This is a genomic window from Thioalkalivibrio nitratireducens DSM 14787, assembly GCF_000321415.2.
In the GTDB taxonomy this organism is placed as follows: domain Bacteria; phylum Pseudomonadota; class Gammaproteobacteria; order Ectothiorhodospirales; family Ectothiorhodospiraceae; genus Thioalkalivibrio; species Thioalkalivibrio nitratireducens.
In genome coordinates this window covers 3893140-3914953 of the sequence record NC_019902.2, presented here as the reverse complement: position 1 = coordinate 3914953, position 21814 = coordinate 3893140, and the positions used below count along the sequence as shown (strand labels likewise).

The window sequence follows — 21814 nt, the reverse complement described above, 5'->3', positions numbered from 1 at the left end:
GAGCACCGCGTGGACGCCCATGCCGCTGCGAGCACGCCGGACGACCTGGGGCGGAAGACCGCGCGGGAATTGGCCGCGCTGTTGCGTGAGTTCCGGTCGATCCGGCTCGATCACTGGACCCCGGCGGCGCTGTCGGACACCGCCGCGATGGTTTGCTATGGCGCGTTGCGTTCGCTGCTGCTGCGCGGGAGCGGAATCGGACCCGGCGACCTGCTCAAAGGTCTGCCCGGCTTGGCCAGCGCGGTCCCGGTCGAGCGGCTCTGGGACCTTTCCCGGGTGGTGCGCCAGGATCCGGGGCTCTTGCAGCTCGTGCTGGAGGCTCCACCGGAGGCGTTGTTGGCACGCGTCGAAGCTGGCGAGTTCGCGGCGTTTCGCGCCTCCCTGCGACATTATCTCGATACCTGGGGCTTTCGCTACTCGGGCGAGCTGACCCTGACGCAGCCGACCCCGCGCGAGGATCCGTTACCGGTGCTGCGGCTGCTGCGCAGCTATGCCGCGCTCGAGGGTGAGGGGCCGGCCGACATCAGCCGGCGCCAGGCGCTGGCACGGCAACGGGCGACGCGGAGCGCGCGCGGGCGTCTACGCGGGCTGCGCCGTGCCGCGTTCGGTCCGGTTCTGGCCGCTGCCCAAGCGTCGATCCGGCTCAGGGAACGGGCGCGGATGAAGCAGGCGCTGCTTTACACCCGGTTGCGGCTGGTGGCGCTGGCCTTGGGAGACCACCTGGTCGCACGCGGGTGGCTTGGGCGGCGGGACGACGTGCTGTTTCTCGAACTGAACGAGGCCATCGCGCTCGCGGAGGGTCGCATCGCCGTTGACGCGGACGTGAAGGAGCGCATCGCGGCCCGGCGCCGGGAACTGGAGGCTTGCCAGGGCTGGAGTCCGCCCGACAGCTTCGTGCTGCCCGCCGGCGAGGCATGGCGGGCCAGTGCCGGCTCTGCCGTCACCGATGCAGGTACGCCCGATGCGCCGCTGACGGGCACCGGGGCGTGTGGCGGGCGCGTCTGCGGGACCGCCGCGGTTGTGCTCGATGTATCCGGGATCGACCGGATCCTCCCCGACCAGATCCTGGTGACCCGGCAGACGGATCCGGGCTGGGCCGCGGTATTCTTCATGATTCGCGGCCGGCCCGGCTCGACGGCCGGCCGGCCCTACGAGTCCTACCTCGCCGCCGGCCAGCGCCGCATCGCTGGCACGCGAACGCGGGTCCTGCTGGACCGGCTCGGTCTGCAAGAGCCCCGGCTGGGAGCGGAGCTGCTGCACCGGTATTTCGCACAGTACCGGCGGCTCGGTGTCCTCCCGGCCCAGCCGATGCGTTCCCCGCCGAGCATCCGCGTCGAACGCGTGCTCGAGGGTCCCTGGCGCAGGACTGCTCGCGACGCGCCCGATTTCGACCCCGGGCTGCTTCCGCAGGCGCGGCTCGAGCGCATCGACTCCGACGATGCCATCCTGAGCGAAATCGCGTCTGCGCGGGTGGCCGATTCAGTCGCCCTGTGGCGGCTGGACCTCGCGCCTCGGGAGGGCGCCGCGGCCGCATCAGCGCGGCAACTGGTGCTGAAGGTCAAATCCGGCGAATGCGAGCTGGAGGAGCTGACCGTCACGCTCGCGGGCCTATGTCGGCCCGCGCTCGGGCAACTCTTCCAGCGTTTCCAGGGGGATCTGGGGCTGGCGGGTTCGACCGAAAGGGAACTGGAGCTGTATGCACTGAACGAACCACGGTTACAGCGTCATCTACCCCGCTGTTACGGCCTGCAGCGGCGGGTGAACGACGATCGCTGGGCGTTGCTGCTCGAATGCCTGCCGGAAACGCGGGATCCGGCCAGTCGGCAGCGCCTCCGGGATCCGGCGGTCGTGGCGCCGGCGCTGCTCGAGGCATTTGGCGCTATCCATGCCATCGGGTTTGGTCGCGGTCCGGCCCCTGCGGCGACCCCTGGAACCGGTACCCCCCGGAGCCCGGAACGGATGCTGGAGATGCTGCCGCTGTGGCACGAACTTGCCGACTTCGCGTCACCCTGGTTCGCACGCTGGGGCGGCCCGAACCTGCCGCGCCTGCACCTGGAAATTATTAAGGGCCTGGACACCTGGTGGCAGCGGTTGCAGGCTCTGCCGGCCGCGCTCGTCCACAACGACTTCAACCCCCGCAACGCAGTGCTGCGCGACCGGGGCGGGTGGCAGCGGCTTTGTGTCTACGACTGGGAACTGGCGACGCGGGGGATACCACAGCACGACCTGGCCGAATGGCTGTGCTTCTCGTCGCCCATGGCCCTTGCACCCGGGCATCTGGATGCGTTGCTTGTCGGGCACCGGGAGGCGCTGATCAGGGCCACCGGGCAGGATATCGATGCCCGCGAATGGCACGAGGGCTTCGTGCTGGCCCTGAGGCATCTGCTGATCGAGCGGTTGGCGATGTACACGCTGATCCATCGTTTCCGTCCGCTGGACTACCTGCCGAGCGTGCTCCGCAACTGGCTGCGCCAGTACGCCTGGGCGACCGACCGCCCTCGTTTCTGAGTCCGGATCAGGGCCGAGCGAAGACCCCGGCGGCGCCATCGCCGCGGGGATCCGATGCCGCCTCGAGCTGACCCTCGCTCCGGTCCCAGACGACCACCTGCATGTCGCCGAAGGGCCGTAGCTGCGGCACCATCCGGTGTCCGCGCCGGGCCAGGGACACCTGCAACGACGCAGTGAACGCGCCGGTTTCGAACTCGACCCGGTCGGGCAGGTACTGGTGGTGAAACCGCGGCTCGGCTGCGAGGGTCTCGGCGTCGGTGCCTTCCAGCGCGGCGAGGATACCCTGCAGCACGATCGTGATGATCCGGCTTCCGCCCGGGCTGCCGAGTACCACGATCCGCTCCGGGGTCTCGACGAACGTCGGGCTCATGCTGGACAGTGGCCGGCGGCCCGGTCCGACTGCATTCGCGTCGAACCCGATCAGGCCGTATACGTTCGGGGTGCCGTGGCGGATCGCGAAATCGTCCATCTCGTTGTTCAGCAGCACGCCGGTACCGGGCGGGACGAGGCCGGAACCGAAGGGATAGTTCAGTGTGATTGTGCCGGACACCCGGTTGCCATCGGCATCGAGCACCGAAAAGTGGCTGGTCTGCCGGCTCTCCCGGGCCGTTCGCGTCGTCGCCGTCGGTCGCGCCTCGCCTGTCAGCGGCAGATCCGCGCTCGGTGTGGCCCGGTCCGGGTCGATCCCGGCATACAGTTCGGCTGCGTAGTCCGGGGAAAGCAGCCGGGTCAGCGGGATGTGCACGTGGTCGGGGTCCCCGAGGTACAAGGCGCGGTCACGGTAGGCGCGGCGCATCGCTTCGATCAGCAGGTGGGTGCGCAGCGCGGTATCGTCGACCGGCCCGGCCGCAGCCACGATGTTCAGGATCTGCCCGATCGCGATTCCGCCCGATGACGGGGGAGCGGCGGTCACGATCCGCGCGCCTCGGTGCTCCACTACTACCGGCCGCCGTTCGACCACCCGGTAGCCCGCCAGATCGTCGCGGGTCCAGATTCCGCCCGCGTCCCGGATGCCCTCGACCAGCCGCTGGCCGACCTCGCCTTCATAGAAGCCGGAGCGCCCATGCTCCGCCAGCCGCCGCAACGTGCGCGCGAGGTCGGGTTGCACGATCCGGGTACCCTCGTTGGGTAGTTCGCCCTCTTCGAGGAAGATTCCGGCCGCATCCGCGCCTGCGCGCAGCGCCTGCAGGCGGAACGCGGCCAGCTGCAGGTAGGTCAGGCCGGCCGGCACCCCTTCTTCCGCCAGACGAATCGCCGGCGCGAGGCTTGCGCCGAGAGGTAGGCGCCCGTAGTACTCGGCGAGGTGCACCAGCGCCGCGGGCATTCCGGGGATCGCAGCGGCAAGCGCGCCGTCGAGCGACAGGCCGGGGACCGGCTTTCCAGTGTCGTCGAGGAAAAGATCCCGGTGCGCTGCTGCCGGAGCGGTCTCGCGGGCATCGAGCATCGTCGCGTGCCCGGTCTCTGCATGGTGCAGCAGGAAGAACCCGCCCCCGCCGAGGCCCGATCCCTGCGGCTGGGCTACCCCCAGCGCCGCGGTCACCGCGATCGCAGCGTCGAAAGCGTTGCCGCCTGCCGCGAATACGGTCTCTGCGGCTTTTGTGGCTAGCGGGTGCGCGGTGGCCACCGCGTGCTGATCCGGCCCGGCGTGGACGGACGTCCACGCCAGCAGCATCACGATCCAGGCGCAGGCGTGCACGCGCATCCAAGGCGCGCGCCGGGCGGTCCGGCGGTACATGTCGCTTCAGGCGATCAGGTGGCGCTGAGGCGCTCGTATTTCGCCATCAGCTCTTCGCGGGACTCCCGACGGTCCGGGTCCAGCGGAATGCAGTCGACCGGGCAGACCTGCTGGCACTGGGGCTCGTCGTAGTGGCCCACGCATTCGGTGCACAGGTCGGGGTCGATCACGTAGATCTCGTCTCCGGCCGAGATCGCGCCGTTCGGGCATTCAGGTTCACAGACATCACAATTGATGCATTCGTCGGTAATGATCAGGGCCATGGGCGCATCTCCGCTTCGATTTTCCGTCGCCGGGCCGGCTTAGGCGGCGGAATAACGCTCGGCGAGGGCCCGATCGACTGCCGGGCTGACGAAGTTTGAAACGTCTCCCCCCAGGCGGGCGATTTCCCGCACCAGACTGGAGGACACGAAGCTGTATTCTTCGGAGGGCGTCAGGAACATCGTCTCGACCCCCGGGTTCAGTTGCCGGTTCATCGCCGCGAGCTGGAACTCGTGCTCGAAGTCCGACACCGCGCGCAGTCCGCGCAGGATCACGTGGGCTCCCTGCTCGCGCGCGAAGCTGGCGAGCAGCATGTCGAACCCCCGGACCTCGACATTCGCAAGCCCCGCCAGCGCGCGCCGGGCAAGATCGACCCGGGCGTCCAGGGGCAGTTCGGGATGTTTCGCCGGGCTTTCCGCAACCGCCACGACAATGCGCCCGAACAGGCGCGACGCGCGCCGGACGATGTCGGTATGGCCGTGCGTGATGGGATCGAAAGTTCCGGGATAGATCGCGGTCAGGTTCATCGAGAAGGCATCGTCGGTTCGGTTCAAGCTTAACGCAAATCGCGGCAGACGCGTTCCGGCCGTCGCGCGCCGAGTCAGGGGATTCAGGGGCGGACGTCGCCCGGCGCGGCTTCTGTCTCCGCGGGACACGATGGCAGCGGCCGGCACGCGGTACCGGATGCGGCGGCACCGGCAGCCGTGCGCACGGTGCGCTGGTAGGTCTCGGACTGCGGTGCCAGTCGGCTGGCACAGGCAGCCGCTTGCCGGGCGAGCGGGCCGCACTGGCGCGCGACCAGCACGTGCGCCAGATTGTTCCAGACCTCATGGCGCCCGGGCTGCGTTTCCAGCAGCGCGTGCAGCGCGTCCTCCGCTCCCGGGAAGTCGCCAGCGGCGAACTGCGTGTTCGCGAGGCCGATATAGCCGATCGGCTGCCCGGGCCAGTGGCGGATCGCGGTCTCGTAACCGGTTCGGGCCGGCTCCAGCATTCCGGTCTGCTCCAGTTCGTTCACCGCGCTTAGCCAGCGCAGCGGTTCGGCGCTCGCGGGCAGCCGGTCCGGCGGCACGGCCACGAACGCCCAGTGGTCGCCCCGGGCCCAGGTCCGTTCGAAACGCGGCAGCGCGTTGACATGGCGTTCGATCGTGCCGCTGCGCAGCACGATCTGCCCGGCCTCGAGGTCGTACCCGATGACCACCGCATAATGCCAGCGCGGTGCGAAACCTAGGCCAAGGTTCTGGAACACGACCACGGGCCGCCCTGCCGCGATCTCCGCGAGCAAGTCGTCCAGTTCGGGCCGCAGCCGATAGGCGACCAGGCCGCGTGCCCTCGCGGCGGCCCGCATTTCGGCCTGCAGGCTGCCCCTGCGTTCGGGGACATAGACCTCGGCCACCAGATCGTCCGGCAGGACCTCGATGTCCTCTGCTGTCAGTACCGTCGCGAGCGCGGCCGGACCGCACTGATACTCCTGCTGGGGGAAGAACGGGGTCGCGGTCAGTTCCACGCGCGGCGGCAGGTCGGCGGGAACATCGTGCTGGATACGTGTGCTCTGCGGTGCGCTCGCACATCCCGCGGCGAGCGCCGCGAGCAGCAGCCATACCGGCATCGCCGGCCCGGCCCGGCGGATCCGGGGTCCGCGACGTCTCATGGTTCAGCGGGCCGGGCGCACGAAGCTGAAGACATCGGTGATGCCGAGCGCGTCGGTGATCACGAAAACGAGGAGTACGATCAGTACGGTCTCGAGCGCACCGGCCCCGACCGGGATCGCGTCAAGCCGTGCGTGGAGTTCGGCCGCTTCGGCGTCCGTCAGCCTCGCGACACGGGCCCGGGCATCGGCCGGATCCACGCCCAGGCGCGCGAGCGCCGATCCGAGTTCCTGCGAGTCCAGCCTCTGCACCAGTGCTGCGCGGGCCGATTCCGCACCGGCGGCCGCGATCAGTGCATCGGTGTCGAGCATCCCGGCCAGCACCGGCGTAGCCGGAAGCGAGGTCAGGAACAGCGTGCAGCACAGAACCAGCAGCCGCGAGCACCATCTTCCAGGGGTCGTCATTGGATACCCTCCACGGTAGGTTGCCAGGCCACGCCCGGATCGTCGCGCGTGTGCCCCCGAATGTCCTTATACAACACTCGCGCCGCCGGTTGCCGGAACTGCATCACCGTGTCGTGCGGGTTCGAATGTGGGTCTCAGTCGGTCCCAATCATGAACTCAGGACAGCGTTTCGGGCGCAGCACGCCGCGGATTCGGGGGTAGCAGGGCAGCCCGTTTTCGAACGGCGGACAGTCCTCGCCGTCGATCAGCGGTCGCAGGTAATCGCGACAGGCCTGGGTGATGCCGTATCCGTCCGGCGAAATGAATTCGCGCGGCATGCTTCGCTCGATGTTCGCAACGCGCTCGAGTGGCACGCGGCCGATGCTCCAGCGATACGGCACACTGGTCTGGCGGCGGATGACTGGCATGAAGCTGCGGTGTCCGGCAACGACGCCCTCCACCGCCGCCTTGCCGACTGCGTAGGCCTGCTCCACGTCGACCTTCGAAGCCAGGTGGCGGGCCGCGCGCTGGATGTAGTCGACCACCGACCAGTGTAGTTTGCGGCCCGTCTCCCTCTTGATCAGGTCGGCGAGGCGAGGGGCGGCGCCGCCGAGCTGCGTGTAGGCATAGACATCGTGGCTCTGCGCGACCGCGAACAGCGTACCGTCGGGTTCCTTCAGGCCTTCCGAGACCACCACCACGCAGTACCCGTGGCGCTCGATCGCCAGGTGCAGATGACGCAGAAAATCCGTCTGGTCGAAGGGCACCTCGGCGAACAGGATCAGCATCGGTGGCTGACCGTCGTATTCCTGGGCCAGTGCCGCCGCCGCGGCCAGCCAGCCCGCGTGGCGTCCCATGACCTCGAGCAGGAATACGCGGGTGGAGCTGGTGTGCATCGATTCCACGTCGAGGCTGGCTTCGCGCACCACCGTTGCGATGAATTTCGCGGCGGATCCGAAGCCGGGACTGGTATCGGTCGCGTCGAGGTCGTTGTCGATCGTTTTCGGCACCCCGACCGCTGTGATCGGATACCCCATCAGCTCGCCGATCCGTGCGACTTTCAGTGCGGTGTCCATCGAGCCGCCACCGCCGTTGTAGAAGAAATAGCCGATGTCGTGGGCACGGAAGACCTCGACTAGGCGCTGGTACTGGCGCGGATCGCGCTCGGGGTCTCCGAGATCGAAGCGGCAGGAACCGAACGCCCCTCCGGGCGTATGGCGCAGCGCGGCCAGCGTCAGCGGGTCTTCCTGGTCGAGATCGATGATTTCTTCGCGGAGCACTCCGAGGATCCCGTCGCGCGCGGCGAAGCAGGTACCGAAGTGCGCCGGATGCGCGCGCACCGCATCGATCACGCCGCAGGCGCTGGCATTGATCACCGCGGTGACCCCTCCGGACTGTGCATACAGTGCATTTTTGGGCATCGATCCCTCCCCCTGGTGACGCGGCGCAGACCCGGCACGATACCCATACAGACACGGTACCTGCGGGATTGCTGCACAGCTTTTGCTAACATGTGGCGAACTTGTGGCCGGGTCCAGCCCGGTGGCGCCCCGGAGCGGGCGCTCGCGGGCCGCGTTTGCTGCAGGATGCCGGTCGGCGCGGACGCCGGATGCCGATTTTGTGTCCCATCGGTCCGCCATGCAAACCGGGGTGCTCCGGCGGATTTGCGATCGCAGCGCCGATGTCCGCATGCCTGCATCCGGACCGCACAGCCCATACAGCGGCATGGCCGCAGACTCTCATCCGACCAACCAGGAACCAGATCATGCACATCGGCACTACACTGACGAACTACATCATCGAGACCCAGCGCCAGATCCAGGGCGCAACCGGAGAATTCACTGGTTTGCTGAACGACATCGCGGTCGCCTGCAAGAAGATCTCGGATCTCGTGAACAAGGGCGACCTGATCGGTGTGCTCGGCTCGGCGGGCTCCGAGAACGTGCAGGGCGAGACCCAGAAGAAGCTCGACGTGATCACCAACGAGGTGTTCATCGAGGCGCTGGCCCACAATGGCCACGTTGCCGGGTTGGCGTCGGAGGAGATGGATGAGATCTACCAGTTGCCGGCGGACGCGCCGCGCGGCCACTACCTGGTGCTCTTCGACCCGCTGGACGGCTCGTCCAACATCGACGTGAACGTGTCGGTAGGCACGATTTTCTCGATCATCAAGGCGCCGCCGGGGGTTGTGCAACCGACCACCGAGGATTTCCTGAAGCCCGGTGCGGAACAATGCGCTGCCGGCTACTGCCTGTACGGGCCGTCGACGATGATGGTCTTCGCCACCCGCGATCGCGGCGCGCAGATGTTCACGCTGGACAAGGATTTCGGCGAGTTCCTGCTGACCCACGAGAACGTGCAGATCCCGGAGGACACCGCCGAGTTCGCGATCAACGCGTCCAACAGCCGGTTCTGGGAGGCCCCGGTCCAGCGCTACGTGGACGAGTGCCTGGCCGGCAGCGAAGGTCCGCGCGGCAAGGACTTCAACATGCGCTGGGTCGCGTCCATGGTCGCCGAGGTGCACCGCATCCTGACGCGCGGCGGTGTGTTTCTGTATCCACTCGACGAGAAGCTGAAGACGAAAGGCCAGGGCGGCAAGCTGCGTCTGATGTACGAAGCCAACCCGATGAGCCTGATCATCGAACAGGCCGGGGGAGCCAGCACCACCGGCCGCGAGCGGATCCTGACGATGCGGCCCGAGGGCATCCACCAGCGCGTGCCGGTGGTGCTCGGCTCGAAGAACGAGGTCGAGCGGATCGCGTCGTATCACCTGGATTGAACCCCCGCTGCCGAATGCACGACTTGATGATCACGCAGCCTCCGCAGCGAGTACGGCACCGCGCTGGGTCGGTCGTCTTTCTCCCCATCCTTCTCCCGCAAGCAGGAGAGGAGGGTTCGTACGCGCTGCGCGCGATTTTCACGCTAACTGTCATGCCCTCGGCCGCGAGGCACCCCGAAGGATGAAAATACGATTATAAATCAGAGACATACGATTCTAGGGCGGCGTATTTTCACGCTAAGGCTTCGCTTCTCGCGATGACGGTGGTTTCGAGAAGGTCCGTTCCAAATGGCGGAGCATCGGTGACAATCACGATGCACGATGCACGATGCACGATGCACGATGACCGTCTGGGGCTGCTTCCGGCGGTGAACGAACGGTAGGGCGGAAGAGGCCGAAGGCCGTCATCCACCGTTCCGCCGTGAGATTGGCCCCGGTCGCCGACATAGGTCCGGGAAAATGCGGACTCGACGCGGTTCGTTCATGTATACTGTGCTGTTTGGCGCAGCGCGCCCAATCGCCGGTCTGCGATCGGCCATCCCCGAGTAATCCGAATGCCGCATTCCCCATCTTTTTCCGAGCTCGGCCTGTCCGGGCCGCTGGCGCTCGCCGTCGAGCGCCTGGGCTTCCAGCAACCCACGCCGGTCCAGGCGGCGTGTATCCCGGCCCTGCTGAGCGGCCGCGACGTGCTGGGCGAGGCTCAGACCGGCACCGGCAAGACCGGCGCATTCGGCCTGCCGTTGATCGAGCGCGTCGACGCCGGCGAGCGCCGCGTCCAGGCGCTGGTACTGACACCCACGCGCGAACTGGCGAACCAGGTGGCCGCGGCACTCGGTGGCTTTGCCGAAGGGATCGGCGGGATCGACATCCTCCCGGTCTACGGCGGACAGCCGATGGGCGCGCAGCTGCGCCGCCTGCGCGAGGGCCCGAAGATCGTCGTCGGAACCCCGGGGCGCGTGGTCGACCACATCAAGCGCGGTACGCTGGCGCTCGAAGGGCTGCGGCTGGTGGTGCTCGACGAGGCCGACGAGATGCTCCGGATGGGCTTCATCGAGGACATCGAGTGGATCCTCGAGCAAACCCCGGCCGAACGCCAGACAGCGCTGTTCTCGGCGACGATGCCGGCGCCGATCCGGCGCATCGCGCATCGCCACCTGCGCGAACCCGAGGAGATCCGCATCGGCGCCGGTAACGAGGCGGGGGCCGACATCGACCAGGGCTACTGCCTGGTCGATGGGCGCCACAAGCTCGAGGCCCTCGCGCGGCTGCTGGAGGTCGAGCCGGACCGCGATGCGGCGATCGTGTTCGCGCGGACCAAGGCGGCGACGCTGGAGATCGCCGACGCGCTCGCCGCCCGCGGGCACGCGGTGTCCGCGCTGAACGGTGACATGGAACAGAAGGAGCGCGAACGGGTCGTTGCCGAGCTGCGCGACGGCCGCATCGACGTGATCGTCGCGACCGACGTCGCAGCCCGTGGGATCGACGTGCCGCGCATCAGCCACGTGTTCAACTACGACGCCCCGGGAGACGCCGAGGCCTACGTGCACCGGATCGGCCGCACCGGTCGCGCCGGCCGCAAAGGCCGCGCGATCCTGTTCCTGGAGCCGCGCCGGCGGCGCATGCTGCGCGAGATCGAGACGCTGACCCGCAAACCGGTCCGGCCGCTGCCGGTGCCCGACCTCGAGGCCGTCGCAAGCAGTCGGCAGGCGCGCTTCGCTGGTCGGATCGAGTCGCTGCTCGCATCCGGGCATTCGCAACGCCACGGCGAGCTGGTCGATGCCCTGCTGGCACGCTGCAACGCGTCGGAGCGAGATCTCGCCGGCGCGCTGTTGGCGCTGGCTACCGAGCTGACCCCGCTGCTGGCCCCCGACCACCGGGAGCCGGATCCGCTCGCGGCGGCTGCCCGGGAGAGTGCGTCACCGCGCGCTCGCGCCGACGCGCGGCGTAACCGCGGCAGCGCTGGCGATCGCGGGTTCGACCCCGGCAATCGCAAGCGCACCGACCGCCGCGCCCCGGATGAGGACCGCGTGCGCTACTACATGCCCGTGGGTCGCCGCGACGGTATCGGCGCCCGAGAGATCGTCGGTGCGCTGACGCACGAAGGCGGGCTGTCCGGGTGCGACATCGGCCGGATCGGCCTGATGGATCATTACAGTCATGTGGACCTTCCCGCCGCCCTGAAGGATTCGGCGGTGCGCCGCCTGGGCCGCATCCATGTCGCGCAGCGCCGGCTGGAACTCACCCTGGAAACGCCGGAACTCGCGGGCGAGCGCATCGGCGTGACCGGCGCCCGTTCGCCGGCCGGCGCCGGTAGCGAGCGCCACCCTGCCCGCGCGCCCAAGCCCGCCCGCGCGAAGGGCGGCGAGGCCCCCGCGAAGCGCAAGCCTCGTGCCTGGGCGGGTTCCGGCAGGACGCCGGGCCGCGGCCCGGCCGCGGCCAAGCCCTACGCCCCGCGGGGCGGCCGGAACGCGGCCGGAACGCTCGCGATCCGCCGCAAGCCCGCCTGATCTCCGGGCGAACCCCCTCTCCCGCACGCGGGAGACGGGCTGGGGAAGGGGGGGCGCATGCCCCGCAGTGCAGCTGGCCGTCGACCCACCCGGCGCTCCTCCCGCCCGTGTGAGCGGGTAGAGAACGCCAGACCCAGCCGCTAGATCAGCCGGTTCAGGCACGGCTCGTCGTTGGCGAGGCAGCTCAGGTTTTCGACCGTGGTCCGGGCGATCTCCTCCATCGCCTGCCGGGTCAGGAAGCCCTGGTGCCCGGTGATCAGCACGTTGGGGAACGTCAGAAGGCGCTGGAACACGTCGTCCTGGATCACTTCTTCCGAGAGATCCTTGAAGAACAGGTTCTCCTCCTGCTCGTACACGTCCAGACCCAGGCTGCCGATCCGGCCGCTCTTCAGGCCCTCGATCACCGCATGAGTGTCGACGATCGCGCCGCGACTGGTATTGATCAGCATCGCGCCGGGCTTCATCAGGCTGATGGCCTTCGCGTCGATCATTGCATGGGTTTCCGGGGTCAGCGGGCAGTGCAGGCTGATGATGTCGGAGCGGTTCAGAAACCCTTCCCAGGGCAGGTACTCGATCCCCATCTCCTCCACCTCCGGGTCCGGGTACGGATCGAAGGCGACGATCTCGCAGCCGAAGCCTTGCATGATGCGCGCGAAACTGCGTCCGATGCGCCCGGTCCCGACGATGCCCACGGTGCAGCCGTTCACGTCGAAACCCATCAACCCGTCGAGCAGGAAATTGCCTTCCCGGACGCGGTTGAACGCGCGGTGCGTCTTGCGGTTCAGCGTCATGATCAACGCCACCGCGTGCTCGGCGACCGCGCTCGGTGAATAGGCGGGTACCCGCGCGACCCGGACCCCGAGCGTCTCGGCGGCCTTCAGGTCCACGTTGTTGAAGCCGGCGCAGCGCAGGGCCACCAGCTCGATGCCCGATTCTTTCAGGGCGGCCAGCACGTCGCTGTCGAGCCGGTCGTTCACGAATGCGCAGATCGCGTTCGCACCCTGGGCCAGGACCACGGTATCCGGTTCGAGCCGGGGCTCGAGGAAATGGAACTGGACGTTGCTGTCGGTCGCGGCCTGGGTCAGGAACAGGCGGTCGTATTTCTGGGTGCTGAACACAGCGACACGACACTCCCTGGAATCACTCATTCGGCATGCCTCGCAACGGTTGGGGAGCCCCCTACATTACCAGACGCGGCGCTTCAGGCGAGTGCCCTCCAGTACCTTGCCGCATAATCCCGCACCGGATCCTGGACCGGGAGCCGGTTGAACCCCCGCCGCACGAAAAAGCCCTCGGCCTCGGCCTGGGCGCGCACCAGGATGCCTTCGTACCGTGCCTCCTCTGCGCGCCGGATCCCGTCGTCCAGCAGGCGGGTCGCGAGGCCCTGCCGGTGGTGAGCAGGGCTGACATACAGCCCGTGCAGCAGCATGGCCGACCGGACCCCCCGGGGGGAATCGCGCGGGTCTGCGGGTTCCCAGGCCGAGATGCCGACCACGGCCTCCCCGTTTAGCAGCACCCGCAGCGATAGATGATCTAGATCGTCAACCGAGTACCGGTACGACGGCATCGCAAGGCGCTTCACGCGTTCGGGCAGGTTCCAGGTGCCGACGGCTGCCTCGATCACCGCGTTCGCGGATTCGAGATCGGCGGCGCCAGCGTCGCGGATCTCCTCAACGGGCCAGTCAGGCATTACGGCTTCAGCCCTGGAGGACATGGCCACCTCCCCCCGTGACTGTAGCGGGACGCCGGCGGATCCGGTCCCACACCTTTTCGTGGTAGTGATATGCAACGGTGTTCGCCAGCGGCTCGATCAGCGCCACCGCGCCGCCGATCACCACGCTGCCGGTGAGGACGTAGACGACGCCGAACGCGACCGAGACATGCACGATTCCGAACGAGGCGGTCTTGATCATTTCGCTTCCTCCGACTGTATTCTTGACTACAGTTGTACCCGGGGAGTCTTTGTAGAGGAAGTCAATAATGAATATATGAACGATAGAATCAAGCTACCGAGCCGCCAGTACCCGAAACGGGGCAGGCGACCCGGATGGTGCGCGGAGATACCATGTCCCGGTAACACGGCATAGGGCAGGCGAATGGACAAGCTTCGAACGACGGTGGAGGAACAGCGGCGGCGGATGGAGGCGCACCTGCATGCGCCGCTGACGCGCATCGCGCAGCGCCTGCCCGGCGTCTGGCCGAACCGCGAGGCATTGGACCGGGTGCTGCTGGCCGGGATCCGGGATCTTCCCGAATGCACGTTCCTGTACGCGCTGAATACCGACGGTATCCAGATCAGCGACAACATTTCCCACGACGGGTTGCTGACCGAGCATTTCGGCCGCGACCGTTCACAGCGTCCGTACATGAAGGAAGTCGTGCCCGCGGACGGCTTCCTGCTCTCGGAGGCATTCATCAGCCTGCTCGGGCGCCGGCCCTGCATGACCGCGCTGCAGCTGATTCGCGACCCGGGCGGGCGCGTGCTCGGTTTCATGGGGGCGGATTTCGACCTGCGCAACCTGCCACACAGCGGCATGCTGTACGAGGAATCGACGGAATGGCGCCAGATCAAGGGCGACCCGTCGATTCGTGGCACGGTGTTCCTGCAGAGCCGGGTCGAAAGCGCGCTGGACCGCGACATCGACGGGGTGCTGTCGGTGCTCGAGGAGCTGTTCACCGAGCGCGGGGTGTTCCAGTGCGTGCTGCATTTCTCCAGTAGCCGGGCCACGGTCTGGACGCTGGATGACCCCTACCGCTACCGCATCCTGACCCAGGATGCGCTCAGCGACCCCGATACCTGCCTGGCGTTCCCGAAGCGAACCTACCCCGAGAACGGGTTGATTCCGGCCGATGCGATTGGTTCGATCCTGGAGACGCTGAAAGGCCTGCGTTTCGCCGACGAGACGGTTTACCTGCGATCCACGTCGATCAACGTGTTCAACGGCATGATCAGCCTGACCTTCTCCTGCGACGGATCGCACTACATGACCTGGAAGGAGTTCCTCGACCGCTCGCTGGACTTCTGGCTGGGCCATACGCCCTGACAGCCCATCCCCCATTGACGGGGGATGGGCTGGCGAGAAGTGCACAACCAGCCTGTAGGGCACTCACCCCCCAGCCGCTCGGCCGCGAGCGGAAGGGAGGCTGGGGACAGCAGGCAACGTCGGGGGGTATGCAGGCAGGCTGTCAGATCTCGCGGTAGAGTGCGCCGCCTTTCGCGACGAATTCGGAGGCCTTTTCCTGCATGCCGCGCTCGAGCGCTTCGTGTTCGTCCAGACCCTGCCGCGCCGCGTAATCGCGCACGTCCTGCGTGATCTTCATCGAACAGAAGTTCGGGCCGCACATCGAGCAGAAGTGGGCGACCTTGTGCGCTTCCTTCGGCAGCGTCTGGTCGTGGTACTCGCGCGCGCGCTCGGGATCCAGGCTCAAGTTGAACTGGTCCTCCCAGCGGAACTCGAAACGCGCCTTCGACAATGCGTTGTCGCGCAGCTGCGCGCCGGGGAAACCCTTGGCGAGGTCGGCCGCATGCGCGGCGATCCGGTAGGTGATGATGCCGTCGCGCACGTCCTCGCGGTTCGGCAGCCCGAGATGCTCCTTTGGCGTCACGTAGCAGAGCATCGCGGTGCCGTACCAGCCGATATTCGCGGCGCCGATGCCCGAGGTAATGTGGTCGTAGGCGGGCGCGATGTCGGTGACCAGCGGCCCGAGGGTGTAAAACGGCGCCTCGTAGCAGTCGGCGAGTTCCTTGTCGACGTTCTCCTTGACCTTGTGCAGTGGCACGTGGCCCGGGCCCTCGATCATCACCTGAACGTCGTGCTCCCAGGCGATCCTGGTCAGTTCGCCGAGCGTTTCGAGTTCAGCGAACTGCGCGCGGTCGTTCGCATCCGCGATGCAGCCCGGGCGCAGGCCGTCGCCGAGCGAGAACGACACGTCGTAGGCCTTCATGATCTCGCAGATCTCGGCGAAACGCGTGTACAGGAAGTTCTCGCGGTGATGGGCAAGGCACCACTTGGCCATGATCGAGCCGCCGCGCGAGACGATGCCGGTGACCCGGTCGGCCGTCAGCGGCACGTAGGGCAGGCGCACGCCAGCGTGGATCGTGAAGTAGTCCACGCCCTGCTCCGCCTGCTCGATCAGCGTGTCCCGGAAGAGTTCCCAGGTCAGTTCCTCGGCCTTGCCGTCGACCTTCTCCAATGTTTGGTAGATTGGCACCGTGCCGATCGGCACCGGCGAGTTGCGCAGGATCCATTCGCGCGTCTCGTGGATGTTCCTGCCGGTCGACAGGTCCATTAACGTATCGCCGCCCCAGCGCGCGGACCAGACGAGCTTCTCGACTTCCTCCTCGATGCTCGAGGTCACGGCCGAGTTGCCGATGTTGGTGTTGACCTTCACCCGGAAGTTGCGGCCGATGATCATCGGTTCCAGTTCCGGGTGGTTGATGTTCGCGGGGATGATTGCGCGTCCGGCGGCGACCTCGGCGCGTACGAACTCGGGCGTGATCTCGTCGGGGATACGCGCGCCGAAGGCCTCGCCGGCATGGCTTCGCAGCAGGCGGGTGTAGCGCGGGTCGGCACGCATCTCGGCGAGACGGCAGTTCTCGCGGATCGCGACGAACTCCATCTCCGGGGTCACGATCCCGCGCCGGGCATAGTGCATCTGGGTCACGTTGCGGCCCGATAGCGCGCGCCGCGGCACGCGGATGTGCGCGAACCGCAGGGCTGCCAACGCCGGGTCGGCGGCACGGCTGCGGCCGTAGTCGGAGGTCGGGCCGTCGAGCACCGATGTGTCGCCGCGTTCCTTGATCCAGGCCGTCCGCACCGCCGGGAGACCGCGCAGCAGGTCGATTTCGGCCGACGGGTCCGTGTACGGACCGGAGGTGTCGTAGATCGTGATCGCCGGGTTATCCTCGGTTGCGGTCGAGGTGTGCGTCGGTTGCTGGATGACCTCGCGCATCGGCACACGAAGATCGGGGCGCGTGCCCTGCACGAACACCTTGCGGGAATTCGGGAAGGGCCGGGTCACGGCGTTGGAAACCTGCGCGGTGCGGCGGATGAAATCTTCGGGGATGGCGCTCATCGTGTTTCCTCGGGGCTGGACCTGTAGAGGAAACGCGATCCCGCGTATGCGGATTTCGCAAGCTTCCCTCCGCCGGTACGAGCCGGATCAGGTTCGAGGGGACTCTCTCAGCCGGCCCGGTGCCGGCACCCCCAGCTTGTATGCGTATGCGGCCACGCTATAGCAGCGACCGGACCTTTGCAAGAATCCGGTCCGAAGCCATCCGCGCAGGTCGGCGGCAGGGAGCGCTGCCCGCCCCGGGGCAGCGGGTGATATCCCCAGGGCGAACGCGGTCCGGGATTATCGTGCAGCGATCAGCGTCTACTGTTTCGGACACACCATTTCGCAAGGAGATAGCCCATGTCCGCATCGAATCATCTTGTCGCCAGCGCGTTGGCTGCAGGGGTGCTCGCCCTTGGAGGTTCGGCGTTCGCATCGAACCACGGTCACGACCACGCGCACCACGACCATCACGGCCACGCCGCGACGGCCGCCGACGAAGAGCCTGCATCCACGCGTGCTTTCCGCGAGGTGAACGATCGCATGCACGCCGAGATGAACATCGCTTTCACCGGCGATGCCGATGTCGACTTCGTCAAAGGCATGATTCCGCACCACGTCGGCGCGATCGAGATGGCCCGGGTCGTGCTGGAGTTCGGCGAAGACGAGGAGATCCGGGCGCTGGCCGAGGAAATCATCTCTGCGCAGGAGCAGGAGATCGAGCAGATGCGCGCCTGGCTGGTCGAGCGCGGCCACGGGGAATAGGCGCGCGCGGACCCTGCCGGGGCGGGCTTGCGGCGCGGCGCAGGCGGGTCGGCTCGTGGCCGGCCGGGCAGACCAGTGGCCCGGGCGGCACGCCGACGCCTCAGCCGCCGCGGATCCCGTAGCGATCGCGGTAGGCGCTCAGGGCCTCGGCGTGTGCCGGGTCGCGGCCATCAGCCTCGAGCATCGCGATCAGATCGGTCAGGCGCGCGACTCGGATGACCTGGAGGCCGAGTTCCTGCTCGACCTCCTGAATCGCCGAGCGGTCGCCCTGTCCGCGCTCTTCGCGGTCCAGCGCGATCGCGACCGCGGTCGGCTCGGCGCCCGCCGAGCGGATGATCGCCACCGATTCCCGGATTGCCGTGCCCGCGGTGATCACGTCGTCGACGATCAGCACCCGCCCGGCCAGCGGCGCGCCCACGAGGGCTCCACCCTCGCCGTGATCCTTCGCTTCCTTGCGGTTGAACGCCCAGGGCAGGTCGCGACCGTGTTCGGTATGCAAGGCCATCGCCGTGGCCGCCGCGAGCGGGATGCCCTTGTACGCTGGGCCGAATATCAGGTCGAACTCGACTCCGGACGCCATGATCGCCTCTGCGTAGTGGTGTCCCAGTCGCACCAAGTCCGAACCGCGATCGAACAGGCCGGCGTTGAAGAAGTACGGGCTCACACGGCCCGATTTTAGTCTGAACTCGCCGAAACGCAGCACGTTGCGTTCCAGGCAGTAGGCAAGGAAATCCTGCGCGGACATCTGGGATACCCCGGGAAAACTGTCATTCTGGCACGCGGCGGCCTCCGGGGCACGCCGGGGCTTGCGTGGTCCGCGCGTGCGGCGGCAGGAACCCGCCACGCGTGGCCCGGCCTGTGCTCCCCGTTGGCGGTGCGCACGCCGCAGCGGCCCCGGGCGGCTGGCGCAGGAGCGCGCGCAACGAGGCGTGGAGAGTTCGAGGTCTTCCCCGTGGGCACCGGCCCGGGTATCTTGCGCGCCCATGCGTGTACTCAGCCTCAATGCCAACGGGATCCGTGCCGCGGCGCGCAAGGGTTTCTTCGACTGGCTGCCCCAATCCGGGGCCGACATCGTCTGCATCCAGGAAACCAAGGCGCAGATCGAGCAGCTCGCGGACCCAGTGTTCCACCCCGACGGCTATCACAGTGCCTATGTCGATGCCGAGAAGCGGGGCTACAGCGGCGTTGCCATCTACAGCCGTGTCCGGCCCGACGCGGTGATCACCCATCTCGGCTTCGAGGAGGCCGACCAGGAGGGGCGCTACGTCGAAATGCGCTTCGGGAACCTGTCGGTGGCGTCGCTGTACCTGCCGTCAGGCTCGTCTGGAGACCATCGCCAGGAATCGAAATGGCGCTTCCTGGACTTCTTCCTGCCATGGCTCGCCGAGCGCGCACGTGAAGGGCGCCAATGGCTGATCTGCGGTGACTGGAACATCGCCCACCGCGAGATCGACCTGAAGAACTGGAAGCCGAACCAGAAGAATTCCGGCTTCCTGCCCGAGGAGCGTGCGTTTCTGGACCGGGTGTTCGGGGAGCTGGGGCTGGTCGACGTGTTCCGCAGCCTGGATCCACGGCCCGAGCAGTACACCTGGTGGTCCAACCGGGGCCAAGCCTGGGCCAAGAACGTCGGCTGGCGCATCGACTACCAGATCGCGACCCCGGCGCTTGCCGCGACTGCACGGGACCCGGTGATCTACAAGGAGCAGCGCTTCTCCGATCATGCACCGTTCTGGATCGACTACGATCATGCACTCGACTCCGTTCGCGACACGACCGAGACGGCCGCGGCCGGATGATGTCGAACATACCCGGCCGCTCGACAAGGAGCCGTTTCCAACGCGGGTCGGGCGGAACCCATTCCCGACGGCATCGACCCGCCACGGTGAATTACCGGCATGACTGAAACGACCGCAGCCCCGAACGCCCCTGGCCGGCGCGGGTGGGGCGCGGCGTTCGCTGTGTACGGCCACCCGCGGGTGATCGGGATGCTGTTTCTCGGCTTCTCGGCGGGGCTGCCGCTGTTGCTGGTCGGGGGCACCTTCACCGCCTGGCTGCGCGATCTCGGGGTCGAACTGGCCGCGATCGGTTTCCTCAGCTGGGTAGGCATGGCCCACAGCATCAAGGTGTTCTGGGCCCCGGTCGTGGACCGCATGGCGCTGCCGCTGCTGACCCGCTGGTTTGGGCGCCGCCGGGCCTGGATGCTGTTCGCACAGGGAGTGATTGCACTGGCGCTGGCCGGGATCGCCTTCACCGATCCGCGCGAGCACCTGTGGCTGGTCGCGGTATGGGCGATCCTGGCCGCGTTCGGTTCCGCGACCCAGGACATCGCGATCGACGCCTACCGGATCGAGGCGGTCAGCCGCGACCGCCAGGGCGCGATGGCCGCCAGCTACGTTTTCGGCTATCGGGTTGCGCTGCTCGCGGCAGGCGCCGGCGCGTTGCACCTCGCCGCGGCGGGCGACTGGAGCCTGGCCTACGGCACGATGGCCGCGCTGATGGCCGTGGGCATCGTGACCACGCTGATCATCCGCGAGCCCGAGGTCGGGGTCGACACCCGGACCCGGCGTCTCGAGCAGCGCGTGATCGACTACCTGGACCGCACCCGCCACCGCGGCTGGCGCCGGGACCTGACCGCCTGGTTCATTGGTGCGGTCGTCGGGCCGTTCGCGGACTTCTGGCAGCGCTTCGGGCTGGTGGCGATCGCGATCCTGCTGTTCATCGCAACCTTCCGTATCAGCGACATCTTCATGGGCGTGATGGCGAACCCGTTCTATCTGGATCTCGGTTTCAGCAAGACCGAGATCGCGAATGTCGCGGCGGCCTTCGGGCTGGCGATGACGCTGACCGGGGCCGCGATCGGCGGGCTACTGGTCATGCGCTTCGGCATCCTGCGCATGCTGATCGCGACCGCGATCCTGGCGCCGCTGACCAACCTGACCTTCTCCTGGCTGGCGACCCTCGGCCCGCAGACCTACGGCCTGGTATTCGCGATCATGGCCGACAACATCAGCGGCGGGCTCGCGATCTCGGTGTTCATCGCCTACCTGTCGAGCCTGACCAACACCGCTTACACGGCCACGCAGTACGCGCTGTTCAGTTCGATCATGACGCTGCCGGGGCAATTCCTCGGCGGGTTCACCGGGCTCTTGGCGGCACACATCGGCTGGTTCTGGTTCTTCATCTCGTCGGCGGTGATCGGCCTGCCGGCGATCCTGCTCGCCGTATTGCTGGGTCGCCTCGCCCACCCCGATCGGATCCGCCAGCCCGGCCGCGATTCCCCGGTTTGAGAACGCGGCTACAGGGGGGGGCGTAACCCGTCGCGGACCCTTTCCGCCGGATGAGGTGCGGCGGCAGCGGTTGCCGCTGCCCGATCCTGCACGTAACGGCCCCGGCGCCGGGTGGCCTGTCGGACGCCGGAGGCGTCGCGCGTCAGCGGGTCGCGTCCCACAGCGGCCGGTCGAGCAGCCGGGCGACTTGTTCCGCCTCCGCGCGCAGGGCGGCGAGACTGCCGCCGTGCCGCAGCACCGGCACCCGCTCGCCATCCTTCAGCACGAGGTTCAGTTCATAGACCCTGCGGCGGTTCTTCCCGGTGCTCCAGGTGCGAAGCAATTGCAGCGCATGGACGTCGTTCAGTTCCGCGAAGTGCTTGAGCCTGCGCCGGTCCGCGACTCGCCCCGGCGCCTTGCGGCCTTTCCAGAACAGGCCGCGGCGCAGGTCGAACACGATCGGCGCCGACGAGAAGTACAGGCCGCCGAACCCGACCGCCGCGAATACCAGCCCGAACGCGGTGACGCCCAGCATGTCCGGGTTCCATTCGAAGCCTTCCGCCTGAAGCCCGTTGCCGTAGAAGACTGCGAGCAGCCCCAGCCCGATCGCCGCGAAGATCATCCAGAACAGCTTGGCCCCCAAGGTGGTGCGGAACTCCAGCCTGCCCTGCTCGACCTCGCGCAGCCGGTGGGTGCGGAAGTTCGCGCTGCTGCCGCCGATCGGGGTCCAGTCGGTCTGCTCCGCCACCGGGTCGTCGTAGCGGGTGGGATCCAGTGGGAGGTCTCCCTGCAGCACCCGCTGTGCTGCCGCTTGCAGTCTCGCTCCGAGCCCTTTCGCCATCTCCCGTACCCTCCCCATTCGCCGACCGGCCCGCTACCGGGCACTCGCGGCGCAGGGTAGCCGGCGCT

The 21814-nt window shown here is 67.7% G+C and carries 19 protein-coding genes and 1 riboswitch; of the genes, 7 read left to right on the top strand and 12 right to left on the bottom strand.

Annotation, left to right across the window (positions count from 1 at the left end; translation table 11 throughout):
- Positions 1-9: 9 nt before the first annotated feature.
- A complete protein-coding gene (locus TVNIR_RS17910; RefSeq protein ID WP_015260497.1) occupies positions 10-2508 on the top strand; it encodes a phosphotransferase family protein in 2499 nt (832 codons plus the stop codon).
- A gap of 7 nt (positions 2509-2515) precedes the next feature.
- On the opposite strand, the gene ggt is transcribed toward TVNIR_RS17910, so the two are convergent.
- The 6 genes from ggt to TVNIR_RS17880 form a co-directional block, all read right to left on the bottom strand.
- The gene (ggt, locus tag TVNIR_RS17905) at positions 2516-4243 is read right to left on the bottom strand and encodes a gamma-glutamyltransferase (protein WP_015260496.1); all 1728 of its coding nucleotides are present in this window, start codon (positions 4241-4243) and stop codon (positions 2516-2518) included.
- Between the two features lie 14 nt (positions 4244-4257).
- Positions 4258-4506: a YfhL family 4Fe-4S dicluster ferredoxin gene (locus TVNIR_RS17900; RefSeq protein ID WP_015260495.1), complete on the bottom strand. Its 249-nt coding sequence runs from the start codon at positions 4504-4506 to the stop codon at positions 4258-4260.
- Between the two features lie 39 nt (positions 4507-4545).
- On the bottom strand, positions 4546-5031 hold the full coding sequence (gene coaD / locus TVNIR_RS17895; protein WP_043740897.1) for a pantetheine-phosphate adenylyltransferase: 486 nt from the start codon (positions 5029-5031) through the stop codon (positions 4546-4548).
- 83 nt (positions 5032-5114) lie between these two features.
- Positions 5115-6110, bottom strand: a complete 996-nt coding sequence (locus TVNIR_RS17890) for a PA2778 family cysteine peptidase (RefSeq protein ID WP_015260493.1) — start codon at positions 6108-6110, stop codon at positions 5115-5117.
- A gap of 45 nt (positions 6111-6155) precedes the next feature.
- A complete protein-coding gene (locus TVNIR_RS17885; protein WP_015260492.1) occupies positions 6156-6554 on the bottom strand; it encodes a PA2779 family protein in 399 nt (132 codons plus the stop codon).
- A 134-nt stretch (positions 6555-6688) separates the two neighbouring features.
- Entirely contained in the window at positions 6689-7954 is a 1266-nt protein-coding gene (locus tag TVNIR_RS17880; RefSeq protein WP_015260491.1) for a 6-phosphofructokinase, read from the bottom strand.
- A 344-nt stretch (positions 7955-8298) separates the two neighbouring features.
- Here TVNIR_RS17880 and TVNIR_RS17875 point away from each other — a divergent pair, with 344 nt between their 5' ends.
- Both TVNIR_RS17875 and TVNIR_RS17870 read left to right on the top strand, forming a co-directional pair.
- Complete coding sequence (locus TVNIR_RS17875) at positions 8299-9312, top strand: class 1 fructose-bisphosphatase (RefSeq protein ID WP_015260490.1); 1014 nt, start codon at positions 8299-8301, stop codon at positions 9310-9312.
- Positions 9313-9866: 554 nt separating this feature from the next.
- Entirely contained in the window at positions 9867-11819 is a 1953-nt protein-coding gene (locus tag TVNIR_RS17870) for a DEAD/DEAH box helicase (protein WP_015260488.1), read from the top strand.
- Positions 11820-11959: 140 nt separating this feature from the next.
- On the opposite strand, the gene TVNIR_RS17865 is transcribed toward TVNIR_RS17870, so the two are convergent.
- The 3 genes from TVNIR_RS17865 to TVNIR_RS17855 are packed head-to-tail and all read right to left on the bottom strand — an operon-like array spanning position 11960 to position 13732.
- Complete coding sequence (locus tag TVNIR_RS17865) at positions 11960-12967, bottom strand: 2-hydroxyacid dehydrogenase (RefSeq protein ID WP_043739922.1); 1008 nt, start codon at positions 12965-12967, stop codon at positions 11960-11962.
- 53 nt (positions 12968-13020) lie between these two features.
- Entirely contained in the window at positions 13021-13509 is a 489-nt protein-coding gene (locus TVNIR_RS17860; protein ID WP_015260485.1) for a GNAT family N-acetyltransferase, read from the bottom strand.
- A gap of 7 nt (positions 13510-13516) precedes the next feature.
- Positions 13517-13732, bottom strand: coding sequence for a DUF2061 domain-containing protein (locus tag TVNIR_RS17855; protein WP_015260484.1), 216 nt, complete (start codon positions 13730-13732; stop codon positions 13517-13519).
- Between the two features lie 183 nt (positions 13733-13915).
- On the opposite strand from TVNIR_RS17855, the gene TVNIR_RS17850 reads away from it, so the two are divergent.
- A complete protein-coding gene (locus TVNIR_RS17850; protein ID WP_015260483.1) occupies positions 13916-14863 on the top strand; it encodes a PDC sensor domain-containing protein in 948 nt (315 codons plus the stop codon).
- Positions 14864-15005: 142 nt separating this feature from the next.
- Here the strand turns inward: TVNIR_RS17850 and thiC are convergent, their stop codons facing one another.
- Complete coding sequence (gene thiC, locus TVNIR_RS17845; RefSeq protein WP_015260482.1) at positions 15006-16895, bottom strand: phosphomethylpyrimidine synthase ThiC; 1890 nt, start codon at positions 16893-16895, stop codon at positions 15006-15008.
- Between the two features lie 47 nt (positions 16896-16942).
- Positions 16943-17038, bottom strand: a riboswitch (TPP riboswitch).
- A gap of 196 nt (positions 17039-17234) precedes the next feature.
- On the opposite strand from thiC, the gene copM reads away from it, so the two are divergent.
- Positions 17235-17639, top strand: coding sequence for a CopM family metallochaperone (gene copM / locus TVNIR_RS17840; RefSeq protein ID WP_015260481.1), 405 nt, complete (start codon positions 17235-17237; stop codon positions 17637-17639).
- Positions 17640-17739: 100 nt separating this feature from the next.
- On the opposite strand, the gene pyrE is transcribed toward copM, so the two are convergent.
- Complete coding sequence (gene pyrE, locus TVNIR_RS17835) at positions 17740-18384, bottom strand: orotate phosphoribosyltransferase (protein ID WP_015260480.1); 645 nt, start codon at positions 18382-18384, stop codon at positions 17740-17742.
- Positions 18385-18622: 238 nt separating this feature from the next.
- Here pyrE and TVNIR_RS17830 point away from each other — a divergent pair, with 238 nt between their 5' ends.
- Together TVNIR_RS17830 and TVNIR_RS17825 are read left to right on the top strand one after the other, a co-directional pair.
- Positions 18623-19435: an exodeoxyribonuclease III gene (locus TVNIR_RS17830; RefSeq protein WP_015260479.1), complete on the top strand. Its 813-nt coding sequence runs from the start codon at positions 18623-18625 to the stop codon at positions 19433-19435.
- Positions 19436-19534: 99 nt separating this feature from the next.
- The gene (locus TVNIR_RS17825; protein WP_043739920.1) at positions 19535-20926 is read left to right on the top strand and encodes an AmpG family muropeptide MFS transporter; all 1392 of its coding nucleotides are present in this window, start codon (positions 19535-19537) and stop codon (positions 20924-20926) included.
- A gap of 142 nt (positions 20927-21068) precedes the next feature.
- Here TVNIR_RS17825 and TVNIR_RS17820 read toward each other — a convergent pair whose 3' ends face one another.
- The gene (locus TVNIR_RS17820) at positions 21069-21746 is read right to left on the bottom strand and encodes a hypothetical protein (RefSeq protein WP_015260477.1); all 678 of its coding nucleotides are present in this window, start codon (positions 21744-21746) and stop codon (positions 21069-21071) included.
- Positions 21747-21814 lie beyond the last annotated feature (68 nt).